14 protein-coding genes and 1 pseudogene are annotated in these 16,374 nt (G+C 66.9%); 10 read left to right on the plus strand and 5 right to left on the minus strand.

The genetic code is table 11. The features are described from left to right. Positions 1–604 (plus strand): HNH endonuclease signature motif containing protein (locus E3T54_RS01485; protein WP_134474265.1); only part of this gene is annotated, 604 nt, incomplete at its 5' end. Positions 605–735: 131 nt separating this feature from the next. Here the strand turns inward: E3T54_RS01485 and E3T54_RS01490 are convergent. Together E3T54_RS01490 and E3T54_RS01495 are read right to left on the minus strand one after the other, a co-directional pair. Beyond that, a complete protein-coding gene (locus E3T54_RS01490; RefSeq protein ID WP_241976998.1) occupies positions 736–1,725 on the minus strand; it encodes an NADP-dependent oxidoreductase in 990 nt (329 codons plus the stop codon). Between the two features lie 34 nt (positions 1,726–1,759). Then, positions 1,760–2,404: a YqaJ viral recombinase family protein gene (locus E3T54_RS01495; RefSeq protein ID WP_370254581.1), complete on the minus strand. Its 645-nt coding sequence runs from the start codon at positions 2,402–2,404 to the stop codon at positions 1,760–1,762. 87 nt (positions 2,405–2,491) lie between these two features. Between E3T54_RS01495 and E3T54_RS01500 the strand changes: the two genes are divergently transcribed. Both E3T54_RS01500 and E3T54_RS01505 read left to right on the plus strand, forming a co-directional pair. Further along, positions 2,492–3,235, plus strand: coding sequence for a response regulator transcription factor (locus E3T54_RS01500; protein WP_092324602.1), 744 nt, complete (start codon positions 2,492–2,494; stop codon positions 3,233–3,235). Then, positions 3,235–4,773 carry a cell wall metabolism sensor histidine kinase WalK gene (locus tag E3T54_RS01505; RefSeq protein ID WP_134474266.1) on the plus strand — a complete coding sequence of 513 codons (1,539 nt, stop codon included), beginning with the start codon at positions 3,235–3,237 and terminating at the stop codon, positions 4,771–4,773. Before E3T54_RS01500 ends, E3T54_RS01505 begins: the two co-directional genes overlap by 1 nt. 333 nt (positions 4,774–5,106) lie before the next feature. On the opposite strand, the gene E3T54_RS01510 is transcribed toward E3T54_RS01505, so the two are convergent. Together E3T54_RS01510 and E3T54_RS01515 are read right to left on the minus strand one after the other, a co-directional pair. Continuing rightward, entirely contained in the window at positions 5,107–5,544 is a 438-nt protein-coding gene (locus tag E3T54_RS01510) for a MarR family winged helix-turn-helix transcriptional regulator (protein WP_134474267.1), read from the minus strand. Beyond that, on the minus strand, positions 5,541–7,187 hold the full coding sequence (locus E3T54_RS01515; protein WP_134474310.1) for an MDR family MFS transporter: 1,647 nt from the start codon (positions 7,185–7,187) through the stop codon (positions 5,541–5,543). Before E3T54_RS01515 ends, E3T54_RS01510 begins: the two co-directional genes overlap by 4 nt. Positions 7,188–7,404: 217 nt before the next feature. On the opposite strand from E3T54_RS01515, the pseudogene E3T54_RS01520 reads away from it, so the two are divergent. The 3 genes and pseudogenes from E3T54_RS01520 to rplL all read left to right on the plus strand — a co-directional run bounded on the left by E3T54_RS01520 (position 7,405) and on the right by rplL (position 9,390). Further along, positions 7,405–8,188, plus strand: a pseudogene (locus tag E3T54_RS01520) (HAD-IIB family hydrolase). A 251-nt stretch (positions 8,189–8,439) separates the two neighbouring features. Continuing rightward, positions 8,440–8,955, plus strand: a complete 516-nt coding sequence (gene rplJ / locus E3T54_RS01525) for a 50S ribosomal protein L10 (RefSeq protein ID WP_092324607.1) — start codon at positions 8,440–8,442, stop codon at positions 8,953–8,955. A 51-nt stretch (positions 8,956–9,006) separates the two neighbouring features. Then, positions 9,007–9,390, plus strand: a complete 384-nt coding sequence (gene rplL / locus E3T54_RS01530; protein ID WP_092324608.1) for a 50S ribosomal protein L7/L12 — start codon at positions 9,007–9,009, stop codon at positions 9,388–9,390. Between the two features lie 144 nt (positions 9,391–9,534). Here the strand turns inward: rplL and E3T54_RS01535 are convergent, their stop codons facing one another. Next, positions 9,535–10,563 carry a LacI family DNA-binding transcriptional regulator gene (locus tag E3T54_RS01535; protein WP_134474268.1) on the minus strand — a complete coding sequence of 343 codons (1,029 nt, stop codon included), beginning with the start codon at positions 10,561–10,563 and terminating at the stop codon, positions 9,535–9,537. Positions 10,564–10,843: 280 nt separating this feature from the next. On the opposite strand from E3T54_RS01535, the gene E3T54_RS01540 reads away from it, so the two are divergent. The 4 genes from E3T54_RS01540 to E3T54_RS01555 all read left to right on the plus strand — a co-directional run bounded on the left by E3T54_RS01540 (position 10,844) and on the right by E3T54_RS01555 (position 16,305). Continuing rightward, on the plus strand, positions 10,844–12,163 hold the full coding sequence (locus E3T54_RS01540) for an ABC transporter substrate-binding protein (protein ID WP_134474269.1): 1,320 nt from the start codon (positions 10,844–10,846) through the stop codon (positions 12,161–12,163). 83 nt (positions 12,164–12,246) lie between these two features. Then, entirely contained in the window at positions 12,247–13,380 is a 1,134-nt protein-coding gene (locus E3T54_RS01545; protein ID WP_134474270.1) for a carbohydrate ABC transporter permease, read from the plus strand. Beyond that, complete coding sequence (locus E3T54_RS01550; protein ID WP_134474271.1) at positions 13,377–14,348, plus strand: carbohydrate ABC transporter permease; 972 nt, start codon at positions 13,377–13,379, stop codon at positions 14,346–14,348. Before E3T54_RS01545 ends, E3T54_RS01550 begins: the two co-directional genes overlap by 4 nt. 94 nt (positions 14,349–14,442) lie before the next feature. Continuing rightward, a complete protein-coding gene (locus E3T54_RS01555) occupies positions 14,443–16,305 on the plus strand; it encodes an ABC transporter ATP-binding protein (RefSeq protein ID WP_134474272.1) in 1,863 nt (620 codons plus the stop codon). Positions 16,306–16,374: the final 69 nt, after the last annotated feature.

Consider the following 16,374-nt stretch of genomic DNA (forward strand, 5'->3'; position numbering starts at 1 on the left):
CTTCGACCAGCGGCGGCACGACGTGCTCGCTGTCATCCTCGACGTCGCGGCGCGCAGCGCCGAGGCCCCCACCATCGGAGGCGCCGCCCCCACCGTTCTTGTCACCGTCAGGCAGAAAGACCTTCTTCAGGAACAGGGAGTGGGCTGGATCGACGGCATCGAGGTTCCGCTGTCGATGCGGGCCGTGAAGCAGAAGGTCTGCACCGGCGGCATCCAGCCCGTCGTCTTCGGCGACGAAAACGCGATCTGCTCGCTCGGTGTGCCCGACCGTTGCTTCAATCGGGAGCAACGCCGGGCGATCTCCGCCCGGGACGGTGGCTGCATCATCCCTGGCTGTCAGATCCCGGCCAGCTGGAGCGAGATCCACCACGTCATCCCGGACGCTTGGGGCGGAGACACCCACACCGATAACGGGGTGCTTCTCTGTTGGTTCCATCACAGAACGATCGAGACCTCCGGCTGGAAGATCCGCATGCTGAGAGGCGTCCCCCAGCTCAAGGCGCCACCCTGGCTCGACCCCGGCGGCGGCAAATGGCGCTACGTCACCACCTCCCGCACAAGGATCGCGGACGCCCTCGATCTCCGCCTGGCCCAATCGGACTAGGTGCCAGTCGGACTAGGTGCCAGTCGGACTGAGTGCCAGCCGGACCAGGTGCCGGCTGGACTTGGTGCTAGCCGGACCAGGTGTCAGCCGGACCAGATGCTAACCGGACCAGGTGCCAGCCGGACCAGGTGTCAGCGATCCGGCGAAACCCTCAGCACGATCTTGCCGCGAGTGTGTCCTTGCTCGAGCAGCCGGTGCGCCTCCGGACCCTCGGCGAGGTCGAACACTCGGTCGACATGCACGCGCACGGCTCCCTCGTCGATCAGCTGGGTGATCAGCTCCAGGGTGCGCGCGTCGGCGGCGACCTTGTATCCGGTGGCGCGGATGCCTGCGGCCGCGGCCTCGGCCATCATCGTCGGCCAGCTCCCGGTCGGCGCATTCACCAGAAGGCCGCCCGGCCGCAGCACCGCGAGCGACCTGCTGCCGGTCTGGTCGTGCACATTGCCGACCAGGTCGATCACGGAGTCGAGACCGGACAGCACCTCGTCGAAGCGCTGGTTCGTGTAGTCGACGACTTCGTCCGCGCCGAGTTCCCGCAGGAATTCAAGGCTCCAGGCCGAACCGGTCGCGATCACGTGGGCACCGAAGGCCTTGGCGAACTGCACCGCGAAGTGTCCCACGCCGCCGCTGCCGGCGTGGATGAGCATCCGTTGCCCCGGAGCGGCGGCAGCAACGTCGACGACCATGCCCCAGGCCGTGAGCGCGGCGAGCGGCACGGCCGCGGCTTCGATGTGGCTCAGGCGGGCGGGCTTCCGCGCGACGCTCATGCTCGACACGGGCACGTACTCGGCGTAGGTTCCCGGGGTGCGGGGCACCCGTGCCATCCCGTAGACCTCGTCGCCGGGCTGCAGGGGGAACGACTCGTAGGGCGCGCGCACGACCACGCCGCTGAAGTCGTTGCCGAGAATCGTCGGGTAGGCGGCGATGGCGGCCGAAGCGCCCTTCCCGGCCCTGGTCTTGGCATCGATCGGGTTGATCCCGGCCGCGATGACGCGCACGATGAGCTCGTCGCTGACCGCGATCGCCATCGGCACCTCCGCGAGGTGCAGTTCGTCGGGGTCGCCGGTTCGGTCGATCACGAGGGCGCGCATGGATGTAGGCAGGTCGGTGGCATGTCCCATGCCCCCAGTCTGCTCCATGGAGGGTGCCGGCGCCCTACCGAGCGGCCTGGCGGTTGAGCACGTCGATCAGGTCGTTGGCGAAGCCGACCAGGATGGCGATCTGGTCCTCGTCGCGTTCGATCCAGCGGCACTCCGGCTCCGCGCTGACGGGCACGAAGTCCAGGTGCTGCTCCCAGACGAGGAGCGTGCGTTCGGCGCCGAGCACGTACTGCTGCCACCAGACCTGGCGGAGGTACGAGCGCGGGATGCTCCGCCAGGGCTTGCTCGTCGTCTTGATCTCCGCAAGCTGAAGCGAGCCGTCGGACGAGTGCCCCACGCCGTCCGGCGTTGCGAGGTGCCGGGTCTGGCCGGCGGCGTGGAAGAGGTTCGTGCTGGGTTCGATCCCGTGATTGCGCAGCACCCAGGCGGCGATCTCCGGTTCCCGGGCACGTCCGTGGTCGGTGAAGGTGTTGCCGCTGAAGCCGGTGCCGTGGGTCTTGTCCCTGGCCGCGTTCCGCACGGATGCCGGGGTCGCCAGCTTGGCGGCATCCGTCGCCGTGATGCCCTGGCTGCGTGCCCGCAGCCAGGCGACCCGGTCGGTCGAGTCGGCCACGATTCGGGACAGGTGAGGGGCGAGGCGGGGCCCCCGGGGTGACGGCGGCTCGGCCTCGTCGAAGAGGGAGAGCACCTGGACCGTCACCCCCCTATTCTGCACGCTCTCCGCTCACAGCGTGGGCGCGGGGCGCTCAAAGCTGATTCATAGAAAACTCTGGATACTAAGAGGATCATGACCACGCCCGCGAAGAACCCGTCCCATGGCCCGCGCCTGACCAAAGCCGACGGCAGCCCGATCCGGGTTCTCGTGGTCGACGACGAACCGATGCTGACCGACCTGCTCTCGATGGCGCTGCGCTACGAGGGCTGGGAGGTGCGCACCGCCGGAGAAGGGCGTCAGGCCCTGACCATCGCGCGGGAGTTCCGGCCCGACGCCATCGTGCTCGACATCATGCTGCCCGATATCGACGGACTGCAGGTGCTGCAGCGGGTGCGGGCCGACGGCCACGAGACGCCCGTGCTGTTCCTGACCGCGAAGGACGCCCTCTCCGACCGCATCGCCGGCCTCACCGCCGGGGGCGATGACTACGTCACCAAGCCGTTCAGCCTCGAGGAGGTGGTGGCCCGCCTGCGCGGGCTGATCCGCCGGTCCACCCTCTCCGTGACCGACTCCAGCGACCCGCGGATCACCGTCGGCGACCTCACCCTCGACGAGGACAGCTACGAGGTCTTCCGCGCGGGTGAGCCGGTGGAACTGACCGCCACCGAGTTCGAGCTGCTGCGCTTCCTCATGCGCAACCCCCGGCGCGTGCTGAGCAAGGCGCAGATCCTCGACCGGGTGTGGAGCTACGACTTCGGCGGTCGGTCATCCGTGGTCGAAATCTACATTTCCTACCTGCGTAAGAAGATCGACGCCGGCCGAGAGCCCATGATCCACACTGTCCGCGGCGCCGGCTACATGCTGAAGACCGCCTGATGGCGACGCGCAAGCCGCGCGCCAGGGAACCGCGCGCGCCCTGGACGCTGCGCCGGAGGCTCGTCCTGGCCGTCGTCGGCCTCCTGGCGCTGGTGAGCCTGGCCATTGGGCTGGCGAGCGTCGCGATCCTGCGAGCCTCCCTGCTCGACGGCCTCGATGGGCGCCTCGCATCCGCCGCCGACCGGTCGAGCGCTGTCCTCGGCAGCGACGGGGACGGCGACGAAGACCACCCGCGGCCCACGCCCTCGGCCGAGGTCATCCTGAACGGTCCGGCCCAACCGCCAGGGACGCTCGCCCTGGTCTTCGACGGCAACACGATCACGGCCGGCTACACCAACGACGAGAGCGGCGAAATCGAGTCGCTGACCGCCGAGCAGATCAAGCTCCTCGGTGAGAACCTCGACCAGTCGGCGCCGGTCACCATCGACCTCGGGGGAGGACTCGGGGACTATCGGGTCGTCGCGCAGACGAGCAGGACGGGCACGCTGTACATCCTCGGCTACCCGCTGTCCACGGTGAACGGCACGGCCGCCCAGTTGGCCGTGATCATCGGCGTGGTCTCGCTCATCGGCCTGCTCGTCGTCGCCGTCGTGGCGGCCTGGATCGTGCGGCTGGCGCTTCGCCCGCTCGACCGGGTGACCGACACCGCCGCGCGGGTGGCCGAACTGCCGCTCGACCGGGGTGCCGTCGACCTCGTCGACCGGGTGCCGGCCGCCGACACCGACCCGCGCACCGAGGTCGGCCGCGTGGGATCCGCGCTCAACCGGATGCTCGACCACGTCGACCTCGCCCTGGAAACGCGCCACGCCAGCGAGAGCAAGGTGCGCCAGTTCGTCGCGGATGCCAGCCACGAACTGCGCACGCCGCTGGCCTCCATCCGCGGCTACGCCGAGCTCACCCGCCGGAGCGGTCAGGAACTCCCGCCCGACGCCATCCGCTCGCTGGACCGGATCGAGTCCGAGTCCATCCGGATGTCCGGCCTGGTCGAAGACCTGCTGCTGCTGGCCCGCCTCGACGAGGGCCGCGAACTCGAACGCGAGCCGGTTGACCTCACGCGCATGCTCGTCGACGCGGTCAGTGACGCGCACGCGGCCGGGCCCGAGCACAGCTGGAATCTCGACCTGCCGGAGGAGCCGATCGAGGTGACCGGGGACGCGAGCCGGCTGCACCAGGTGTTGGCCAACCTCCTGGCCAACGCCCGCGTCCACACGCCGCCGGGCACGAGCGTCACGACCGCGCTCGCCGCGGAGGGCGACCGCGCCGTCGTGACGGTGACGGATGACGGCCCCGGCATTCCCGAGAACCTGCGCTCGACCCTTTTCGAGCGGTTCGCCCGCGGCGACAGCTCACGCTTCCGGGGGACCGGCAGCACCGGTCTGGGGCTGGCCATCGCCCGGGCCGTCGTCACCGCGCACCGCGGAGAGATCACCGTCGAGAGCCGCGAGGGGTTCACCCGGTTCCGGGTGACCCTTCCCCTCGACCAGACGCAGGTCGGCAACCCCGATCTGCCGACCTCGGGCGCCTCGCATCACAACTGAGTTGCGGACAAACACCCTTCCCCGCGCCAACGAAGGTACTTTTTCCGCAGTTCAACCCCGGGCGCACGATCGCGACGCTCGCCCGCGAGCGGGCGCAGAGCAGCAGAGAACTGGCTGTCCTTGCTTTCTTGCAGTCCTTGCAGTAGTTGCCAGCAGCAGCAGCAGCAGCGCCTGGCAGTGGGTGCCAGTAGCTGCCAGCAGTGGCGACTCTGGCTGCAGCTGCCCTCGCATCACAACTGAGTTGCGGACAAACACCCTTCCCCGGGCCAGGGAAGGTACATTCTCCGCAACTCAACCCCTGGCGCACGCGGCCTTGGCTAGCGCGGCGCGGTACTACTTCGCGTCGGGCGCGTTCAGCCGGGCGATCAGCGCAGCGAACTGCCGGAGGTCCGCTTCGGGCCAGGTGCCCAGCCGCCGGTTCACCACGGCGATCTTGCCGGCGCGCAGCTCGGCCAGCTTCTGCTCCGCGGCGGGCGTCAGAGCGAGGAACCGGGCCCGGCCGTCGCTGGGGTCCGCCTGGATCTCGAGCAGGCCCAGCTCCTGGAGCTGAGCCGCCTGCCGGCTGACGACGCTGCGGTCAACGGTGAGGGCCTCGGCGACGGTGCTGGCATGGGTCGGGCCGCTGCGCGAAAGCAGACGCAGCAGCTTCAGCCCGAACGGCTGCAGGGCCGGGTCGATGCTCAGCGCGGCATCCCGGATACTCCTCCGGATGAGGCCGGCGAGGATGTTCATCTGCTCCTCGACCTCCGCGAGTGCCTCGGCCGTGGTCATTTCACGACTTCGATCGACCCGGTCGGGTGCGCCTCACCGACCGGGGGCAGGGCTGCGGCCGCGGCGCTCACCTCGATCAGGATGTCTTCCGCGTCTTCGATCTCGCGCTGGTGCACGGATCCTTCGGTCTGAGCGAGTTCAATCGCGTTCTTGCGCCCGAGCGGAAGGTTGGGCAGGAGCGCGACCATGATCAGGGTGACCACGGCCAGCGGGGCCCCGAGCAGGAAGACGGTGCCGACGCCCGAGCCGTACGAGGATTCGACGAGCACGCGGATGGCGTCCGGAAGCTCCGACACGTGGGGGATCGCCCCGCTGCCGAGGGCCTTGCCCGCGGCGACCTGGTCGGCGGGGCTGAGCGAGCCGATGCCGTCCGCGATCGTCGAGGCGACCGTGCTGCCGAGCACCGAGCCGAGCACCGAGATGCCGATCGTGCCGCCGATGCTGCGGAAGAACGTCACGGCGCTGGTGGCCACGCCGAGGTTCTTCACCTCGATGGCGTTCTGCACGACCAGGACGAGGTTCTGCATGAGCATCCCGAGGCCGGCGCCGAGGACGAACATGTACATTCCGACGAGCACGAGGTTCGTGTCGTACTGAAGCGTGCCGAGAAGCAGCAGGCCGGCGATGACGAGCACGCTCCCCCAGACCAGGATCGCCTTCCATTTGCCGGTGCGGCTGACCATGCTTCCGAAGACGGTCGACGAGATGAGCAGGCCGCCCATCATCGGGATGGTCAGCAGGCCCGACTGGGTGGGGGTCGCGCCGCGCGCAAGCTGCATGTACTGGCTCAGGAACACCGAGGTGCCGAACATGGCGACGCCCACCGACAGGCTGGCCACGGTGGCCAGGGTGAAGGTGCGGTCCTTGAACAGGTCGAGCGGGATGATCGGCTCCTTCGCCCTGAACTCCACGAACACGGCGGCGATCAGCAGGGCAGCCGCGCCGGCCACCATGACGAAGGACTGGGCGGATGCCCACTCGAACTGGTTGCCGGCCTGGGTCACCCAGATCAGGAGCAGGGAGACCCCGGCCGCGATGAGCACGGCGCCGAGGTAATCGATGCGGGCGACGCGCCTGGGCCGCTTGGGCAGGTGCAACGTCATCTGCAGCAGGATGATGGCGATCATGGCGATCGGCAGCGCGATGAAGAAGTTCCAGCGCCAGCCGAACGCATCCGTCACAACGCCGCCGAGCAGCGGGCCGCCGACGGTGCCGAGGGCCATCACGCCACCGAACAGGCCCGCGTACTTGCCGCGGTCCCGGGGGCTGATGATGTCGGCCATGATGATCTGGCTGAGCGCCGCGAGGCCGCCGGCGCCGAGGCCCTGCAGCACGCGGAATCCGATCAGTGTGTTGGTGTCCTGCGAGAAACCGGCCAGGGCCGACCCGATCACGAAGATCGCCAGCGCGAGCTGGATGAGCAGCTTGCGGTTGAACAGGTCGGCGAATTTGCCCCAGATGGGCGTGCTGACGGCAGTGGCGAGGAGCGTCCCGGTGACGACCCAGGTGTACGCGGACTGGTCGCCCCCCAGATCCGCGATGATGAGCGGCAGTGACGTGGCCACGACCGTGCCGGCCAGGATCGCGACGAACATGCCGAGCAGGAGGCCGGAGAGGGGCTCCAGAATCTGGCGCTGGGTCATGGTTCCGTCGGTGGTGACGGGGTGCGTGGGGGCCCGGCGGACCTTCTGCGTTCTGGGTGACATCTTGCTCCTGCTGATAATTGACAAGAGTCAACCATAACCATGTAGTGGACCTGTGTCAACTACATGGCCGGGTCGGCGGCGGCGCCCCGAACGGCATCCGCTCGCCCGGCCCGCGTATGCTGTAGGCCGTTCTGTTTAGCCGGAGGAAGCCCCTGTGACGAACTACCCCCGCCTGGTGGCATTCGACCTGGATGACACCCTGGCCCCGTCGAAATCACCGCTCGACCCGCGCATGGCCGCGCTGATGCTGCCTGCTCGACGTGGCGGAGGTCTGCGTGATCTCCGGCGGGCAGCTCGCGCAGTTCCGGATGCAGGTCGTCGACACCCTCGAGGGTGCCACCGCCTCCCAGCTCGAACGACTGCACCTCATGCCCACCTGCGGCACGCAGTACTACCGCTTCTCGGACGGCGTCCTGGCGCAGGTCTACGCGCAGAGCCTCTTCGCTGACGAGAAGACCCGGGCGCTCGACGCGGTCGAGCGCGCCGCCCGCGAACTCGGCTACTGGGAGAGGGAAACCTGGGGCCCCATCCTCGAGGACCGCGATTCGCAGATCACGTTCTCCGCCCTCGGCCAGGCCGCTCCGGTCTCCGCGAAGATGGCCTGGGACCCCGCCGGCGAGAAGAAGAACCGGCTGCGCGCGGCCGTGCAGGCCCTGTTGCCCGACCTCGAGGTGCGCTCCGGCGGGTCGACGTCCGTCGACATCACTCGGCGCGGCATCGACAAGGCCTACGGGATGACGCAACTCGCCGAGCTGACCGGCGTGCCCCTGGATGACATGCTCTTCGTCGGTGACCGGCTCGACCCGGACGGAAACGACTACCCGGTGAAGGCGCTCGGCGTCGCATGCCACTCGGTCCGCGACTGGCAGGACACCGCGGGATACCTCGAGACGCTCATTCCCACCCTCCTGGCAACACCCGCCCGGGCCGGAGCCTGAGCCGGAGCGGCGGCGGGGTGCCGATTTGCACCCGGGCCGCCGCATCCGGTAGCGTGGGCAACAGCCAAAGACCGCCGGTTATTGCCTTGCCCAGAGATGGACAGAGCAATCGAAGGTTCATTCACGTGAACGGCCCGCGCAGGAATCGAAGTAGAAGTGCAGTGAAAGCTGCTCCCGCTCCGGCCTTGCGCTGGAGCTTTTTTCATGTCTGCGCCCCGGGCTACCGGCACATGAAAACTAAGAGGAGCGCCATGGCGAACAAGGAAGCAACGGTCGCCGAGCTTACGGAGAAATTCGAGAGCTCGACCGCCGTTCTGCTCACCGAGTACCGCGGTCTCACTGTTGCGAAGCTCAAGGAGCTGCGCACGTCCATCAGTGAGGACGCCACGTACGCCGTGGTAAAGAACACGCTGACCAAGATTGCGGCCAACAAGGCCGGCATCTCGTCGTTCGACGACGAGCTTGTCGGTCCGTCCGCAATCGCATTCGTGCACGGAGACCCTGTCGCCGTCGCGAAGACCCTGCGTGCCTTTACCAAGGCAAACCCTCTCCTGGTGGTTAAGGGCGGTTACTTCGACGGTAACCCGCTGACCGCCGCAGAGGTAGGCAAGCTCGCCGACCTCGAGTCCCGTGAGGTGCTGCTGGCCAAGCTGGCCGGCGCCTTCAAGGCCTCGCTGTTCGGAGCCGCATATCTGTTCAACGCACCGCTGTCGAAGGCTGTTCGCACCATCGACGCGCTGCGTGAGAAGCAGGAGTCCGCGAACTAGGCATCGGCCTGGCATCGCGGTGAGTAACTAAGAAACTATAAGGAGAAAATCATGGCAAAGCTTTCCACTGAAGAACTGCTTGAGCAGTTCAAGGGCCTCACCCTCATCGAACTCTCCGAGTTCGTCAAGGCGTTCGAGGAGACCTTCGAGGTCACCGCCGCTGCTCCGGTCGCCGTTGCCGGCGCTGCCGGTCCCGCCGCCGCTGCTGAAGAGGTCGAAGAGCAGACCGCTTTCGACGTCATCCTTGACGCCGTCGGCGACAAGAAGATCCAGGTCATCAAGGTTGTGCGCGAGCTCACCGCCCTGGGCCTCGGCGAGGCCAAGGCAGTCGTCGACGGCGCTCCGAAGGCCGTCCTCGAAGGCGTCTCGAAGGAAGCAGCCGAAAAGGGCAAGGCTGCCCTCGAGGCTGCCGGCGCCACCGTCATCCTCAAGTAATCACGCCCCGCAAGGGGTACTGATTGAGGCGTGACCGGCGTTAGCCGTATGAACGCAGAGGGCGTCGCATCCGACAGGGTGCGGCGCCCTCGTCATTTTAACCGCGGTCTCCTCACCACGGTGGAGCAGCCGGGCGGCCGGCTCCTACGAGGTGAGGCGAGGACGCGGAGCGCTCGTGCTCGACCGAACGGCGAGGACAGTCGGCAGGACGGTCAGCTCACCGGCCGCGTCCGGCGTCGCCGGGCTGTCGAGCTCGGCGAGGAGGCTCGTCACCGCAAGGCGGCCCTGGCTGCGCGGGTGTTGCTCGAGTGTCGTGAGCCTGAACATTTCTGCGTACGGATGCCCGTCGATGCCGATGACCGACAGGTCGGTGGGCACGTGGATCCCGAGCTCCCGGGCGGCCACGATGACACCGAACGCGATCTCGTCGCTCGCGGCGAAGACGGCCGTCGGCCGGCGCCGCGGATCCCCGAGTACGGCCAGGCCAGTGGCATACCCTCCCGGCATCGTGAACTCGCTGGCGCAGAAGCATCCGTCCGTTGACAGGCCCGCGTCCGTCATCGCGGCACTGAACCCGGCAAGCCGCTTGGTGTGCACCGCGAAATCCATTTCGGCGGCAAGGCTGCCGCCGATGTGGACGATGTCCGTGTGCCCCAGGCTGAGCAAGTGCTCGGTGGCGAGCCTCGCGGATGCCGTGTCGTCGATGGCGATCGTGTGGATGCCCCGGATTGGGCCGCCGATGCCGACGAGGGGCCGTCCGAGCCGGTGCAGATGGTCTACTTCCGGCTCGCTCAGGGCAATACCGACCGAAATGATCCCGTCGAAGCGCTTGCGTGCGAGGAAGTACTCGAACACGCGGTCCCGTTCGGGCGACGCCCGCGGGAGGTTGTACAGGGTCATGTCGTAGCCCTCCTGGAGCAGGGCCTGTTCGACGCTCTCCAGTACCTCGGAGAAGAACCATCGGCTGATGAACGGGATGATGACGCCCACGTTCTTGGTGCGCCCCGTCACCAGGCTCGCCGCGTTGGGCGATGCCACGTAGCCGATCTGACGCGCCGCGGCGACTACCTTCTCGCGGGTCTCCGCGGACACGTAGCCTCGGCCGCTCAGCGCGCGCGATGCGGTCGCCTTGGCGACCCCGGCGAGACGGGCAACATCGGCTATGCCGCTCACGTCCACCTCCGATTCTGGATGCCTGGATAACAGGGTAGCGTTTTTTCCGCCACCGTGGAACCGGTTCCATTTAATCCCGTCTGCGCTCGGCGGAGGGGTGCCACGGCTGCCATGTTTACGAAGTTGTTATTTATTCAGCCTTGCCAACAGTCCGGGACGTGCCGTACTTTGTGGTGTGGAACCGGTTCCTTATGCGATCGTTTCCGAGCACTCTGCAGCCCTTTTCGGTGGACACGGGTACCTTCGCGCGGACACCACCATCACTCAATGAGGAGAAAACATGCGGCTATCCCTGCACCGTCGTTTCATCGCCCCTGTCGCCTTCGCGGCGATTGCCGGCCTGACCCTCGCCGGATGCTCCGGCGGCCCGGGCACCACAGACACCGATTCCGGCGCAGAGGGTGACGGCACGGTCAGCGTGTACGGCACGATCTCAGAAACCGAGGCCGACCTCCTTGAGGAGTCCTGGGCGGACTGGGAGAAGGAAAACAAGATCGACATCCAGTACGAGGCGTCGAAAGAGTTCGAAGCTCAGATCTCGATTCGCGCACAGGGCGGAAGCGCCCCGGACATCGCAATCTTCCCGCAGCCGGGCCTGATGGCGGATCTCGCCAGCCGTAAGTTCCTCAAGCCGGCACCTAAAGCGGTGGAGGACAACGTCGACGAGTACTGGTCCGAGGACTGGAAGGCCTACGGCACGGTCGACGGCACGTTGTACGGGGCGCCGCTGATGGCGAGCGTCAAGGGCTTCATCTGGTATTCCCCGGCGAAATTCAAGGAATGGGGTGTTGAGGTTCCCAAGACCTGGGACGATCTGCTCGCCGTGACCAAGAAGATCCAGGAAAAGACCGATAAGGCGCCCTGGTGCGCTGGGTTCTCCTCTGGTGAGGCGTCCGGGTGGCCGGGAACGGACTGGGTCGAGGATCTCGTGCTGCGCGAGGCCGGACCCGAAACCTACGACAAGTGGGTCGCGAACGAGATCCCGTTCACGGACCCGGCGATCAAGAGCGCCTTCGACTCGGTCGGCGACATTCTGTTGAACCCGGACTACGTGAACGCCGGTTTCGGTGATGTGAAGTCGATCAACAGCACCCCGTTCGGCGACCTTGCGACATCGGTTTCGGATGGAACCTGCGCCCTGCACCACCAGGCGTCCTTCTTCGACGGATTCATCGTGGACGCCGGCGGCGAGGTCGGACCTGATGCCGACGTGTGGGCGTTCATCACCCCGGCAGCGGAAGAGGGCAGCCAGGCCGTCACGGGTGGTGGCGAGATTGTCGCCGCATTCTCCGATGATGCCGACACGCAGAAGGTCCAGGAGTACCTCTCGAGCGCCGAATGGGCCAACAGTCGAGTCGGACTCGGCGGGGTCATCAGCGCCAACTCCGGGCTCGACCCGGCCAAGGCGACGAGCCCGATCCTCCAGGAGGCCATCAAGATCCTGCAGGACCCGGAGACCACGTTCCGCTTCGACGCGTCCGACCTCATGCCGGGTGCGGTCGGATCAGGGACGTTCTGGAAGGGAATCGTGAACTGGATCAACGGCGCTCCAACCGGCGAGGTGCTGACAAGCATCGAGGCCGGATGGCCGTCTAACTAACGGGTTCACACCACCGTGGGCCGCCCGTTCAACGCGGGCGGCCCACACCCCCCGGGTCCGGCGTCCTGCTCGAAAGGTTTCATATGTCCGCTTTCTTCGCCTGGCTGGCGCAATTGCCGACCCTGCTGCAAATCCCCATTGTCATCCTCGCTTTCGCCGCCGTGGTGGGGGCCATTCTCTTCTTCGTGGAAATCGCACCGCGCTCGGGGAAGATCTACACGGTCATCCGCCTTGTCGTCTGTATTGCGGCGCCGGTTGTGCTGCTCGCGGTCGGCGGATCCTACTGGTGGGCCATCGCGGGCGCTGCCGTGCTCGGCGGCCTCTTCTTCATCCTCGATTACCGCTCCCGCAAGGGCGCCGGTTATCTGTTTCAGCTCGTGGGCTTCCTGACACCGGCCATCATCCTGCTGACCATCGGCCTGATCATCCCGACCATCCAGACCACGGTTCAGGCGTTCATGAGCTCACGCGGCGATCGCTTCGTGGGGTTCGAGAACTTCGCCTGGGTCTTCACCCAGCCGGAGAACATCCGGATCGTCTTCAACACGATCGTCTGGGTGCTGGTCGTTCCGACCGTGTCGACCATCGCCGGACTCGCCTATGCCGTGTTCATTGACAAGAGCCGCGGCGAGAAGTATTTCAAAATCCTGGTCTTCATGCCCATGGCAATCTCCCTCGTCGGCGCCTCCATCATCTGGCGCTTCGTCTATACGGCGCGGCCGGCCGACGTGGAACAGATCGGGCTCCTCAACGCCGTGGTCGTCGCGTTCGGCGGGCAGCCCGTCGACTTCCTTGCCGTCGCTCCCTGGAACACGCTCTTCCTGATCGTGATCCTGATCTGGGTGCAGACGGGCTTCGCCATGGTCGTTCTTTCCGCGGCCATCAAGGGCGTGCCGGCAGAACAGATGGAAGCGGCAGAACTCGACGGCACCAATGCGTGGCAACAGTTCACCAACGTAACCGTTCCCGGAATCCGCAGCGCCCTCATCGTGGTACTCACCACCATCTCCATCGTGTCGCTCAAGGTCTTCGACATTGTGCGCACCACGACGGCCGGCTCGAATGACACCAGCGTGATCGCGAATGAGATGTACACCCAGTTCAAGAACTTCGAGCTGGGGCGCTCGGCCGCCTTCGCCGTGATCCTGTTCCTGCTGGTCGTGCCGATCGTTGTCTACAATGCCCGCCAGATCAAGAAGCAGAGGGAAATCCGATGAGCGCGGTACTGCCCACAGAACTTCCAGTCGACCCTGCCACGAAGCGGCAGCTGCGTCGCGGAGAGCGCCGCGCCGAGAACTCGGCCGCCATCAGGACCAAGAAGCGACTCACCAGCCGCGGCGCGACGATCGCTGCCCTCGTCATCGCCGTTCTCTGGACAATCCCCACCTTCGGGCTGTTCGTCTCCTCGTTCCGTCCGGCCCGGGAAGTGCGCACCACGGGGTGGTGGACCGTCTTCGAGAATTGGGGTTGGACCCTCGACAACTACTCGGAAGCGCTCGCGGCCGGCAACAGCCAGCTCGACCTCGCGGGTGCCTTCATCAACTCCCTCGCGATCACCCTGCCGGCGACCCTGATCCCGTTGATGATCGCGAGCCTGGCCGCCTACGCCTTCGCCTGGATTGATTTCCGTGGGAAGGACTTCCTGTTCATCGGCGTCTTCGCACTGCAGATCGTGCCCATCCAGATGGCTCTCGTCCCGTTGTTGCTCTTCTTCTCCCAGGGCGAGATCTTCGGCTACCCGGTCGTTGAATCGCTCGCCGCGGGCGGGTACTCGCAGGTCTGGATCGCCCACACGATGTTCGCCCTGCCGCTGGCCATCTATCTACTGCACAACTTCGTGTCGGAGATTCCGTCCGAGGTCATCGAGGCAGCGCGGGTCGACGGCGCGGGACACGGGCAGATATTCTTTCGCATCGTGCTGCCGCTGACCATGCCCGCCATCGCATCCATCGCCATCTTCCAGTTCCTCTGGGTGTGGAACGACCTGCTCGTGGCCCTTATCTTCGCCGATGGCACGGTCGCCCCCATGACCAAGCTGCTGGCCGAGCTCTCGGGCAGCCGCGGGCAGGACTGGCACCTGCTGACGGCGGGCGCGTTCCTCTCCATCCTGGTTCCGCTGATCGTGTTCTTCGCGCTGCAGCGCTTCTTCGTGCGCGGCCTGCTCGCCGGCTCGACGAAGGGGTAGCGGGCCGTCGGCGGGATGCCGCGGGCCGGAAACGGCCACGGGACGGCGGGAAGGCGGGAATAGGGCGGTCGGCCATCGCGCTTAGGGTAAGGCTATGAGTGGAATGCACGGCGGCGGCAGGTCGCGCTCCCGCGTGAGCGGCGGGGATGTCGCGGCCCAGCGCGCCGAGAATGCCGAGGCTCCGCGCATCCCGAATCTGCTCCGGCGGATCCTCGGACTGTTCGCGCCGCACCGCGCGGCCCTCATCGTCACGATCGTGCTCGTGCTCATCGGCGCCGCGATGTCGGTGCTCCCGCCGCTCCTCACCCAGCGCGCCTTCGATGAGGGGCTCTTCCCCCAGGACGGCCCGCCGGACCTCGAGCGGCTGGCCTTCCTCGTCGGGCTGATGATCGCCGTCTACCTCGGCAGCGTGCTGCTCGGCGTCTGGCAGACCTGGCTGACCTCCACCGTCGGCAACACCGTGATGGGCGCCCTCCGGGTGCGCCTGTTCACCCATCTTCAGGCGATGGAACTCAGCTTCTTCACCAAGACGAAGACCGGCGTCATCCAGTCGCGCCTGCAGAACGACGTCGGCGGCGTGGCCGGCGTGCTCACCAACACGATCTCCAGCGTGCTCGGCAACATCGTCACCGTGATCGCCGCGTTCGTGGCCATGCTGCTGCTCAACTGGCAGCTGACGATCGTCGCCGTCATCCTGATGCCCATCCTCGTGATCGCGCAGCGCCGGGTCGGCCAGGTGCGTGCCCGGATCGCCTCGAAGACGCAGGAATCGCTCTCCGACATGACCGCGATCACCCAGGAGACCCTGAGCGTCTCCGGCATCCTGCTCTCGAAGAGCTTCACCCGGCAGCAGACGGAGATCAGGCGCTACGCCGACGAGAACGACAACCAGATCCGGCTGCAAATCAGCCAGCAGATGAGCGGCCAGTGGTTCTTCGCGATGGTCAGCCTGTTCCTCTCCAGCATCCCGGCCATCGTGTACCTCGTGGCCGGCGCGCTCATGGTCAACGGCCAGACGGAAGTCACCCCCGGCACGATCGTCGCCTTCACGACCGTGCAGGCCCGGCTCCTCTTCCCGCTCCTCGGGCTGATGCGGGTCGCGCTCGACCTGCAGACCTCGAGCGCGCTGTTCGCCCGGATCTTCCAGTACCTGGACCTGGTTCCGGCGATCAGCGACGCACCGGCGGCGGCGGCTGTGCCCACCGATGGGCCGGATGTCGGCCGGGTCGAGTTCGACCGGGTCACCTTCCGCTACCCGGATGCCGCCGCCGACTCCCGCCCCACCCTCGACGACGTGTCCTTCACGATCGAGCCCGGCGAGTTCGCGGCCTTCGTCGGACCGTCCGGGGCCGGCAAGACCACCGTCTCCTATCTCATCCCGCGGTTCTACGAGGTCGCGGCCGGGCGCGTGCTGTTCTCCGGCGTCGACGTGCGGGAACTGGAGCAGGAGTCGCTGGTCTCCCACATCGGCATCGTCAGCCAGGAGACCTACCTCTTCCACGCGACAATCGCCGAGAACCTGCGCTACGCGAAGCCCGACGCGACACCTGAAGAGCTCGAGACGGCCGCGCGGGCCGCGAACATCCACGACACGATCGCATCCTTTCCCGACACCTACGACACGGTGGTGGGTGAGCGCGGCTACCGCCTGTCCGGCGGCGAGAAGCAGCGGATCGCGATCGCGCGGGTGCTGCTCAAGAACCCAGAAGTGCTCATCCTCGACGAGGCGACGAGCGCCCTGGACTCCATCTCGGAGCGCGTCGTGCAGGAGGCGCTCGACACCGCCAGCCGCGGGCGCACCACCATCGCCATCGCGCACCGCCTCTCGACCATCGTCACCGCCGACGTCATCTTCGTCGTCGACGGGGGCCGGATTGTCGAACGCGGCAGGCACGCCGAGCTGCTCGCGGCGAACGGCGTGTACGCCCGCCTCTACTCGGAGCAGATCACCGACTGACGCTCTCCCCGCCCTCCACTCTCCTTATGCACTCCGAGCGGGTTGAGTTGCGGAAAAAGTACCTTCACT

Origin of the sequence: Cryobacterium sp. Sr8 (genome assembly GCF_004403225.1) — a bacterium.
Taxonomy (GTDB): Bacteria; Actinomycetota; Actinomycetes; order Actinomycetales; family Microbacteriaceae; genus Cryobacterium; species Cryobacterium psychrotolerans.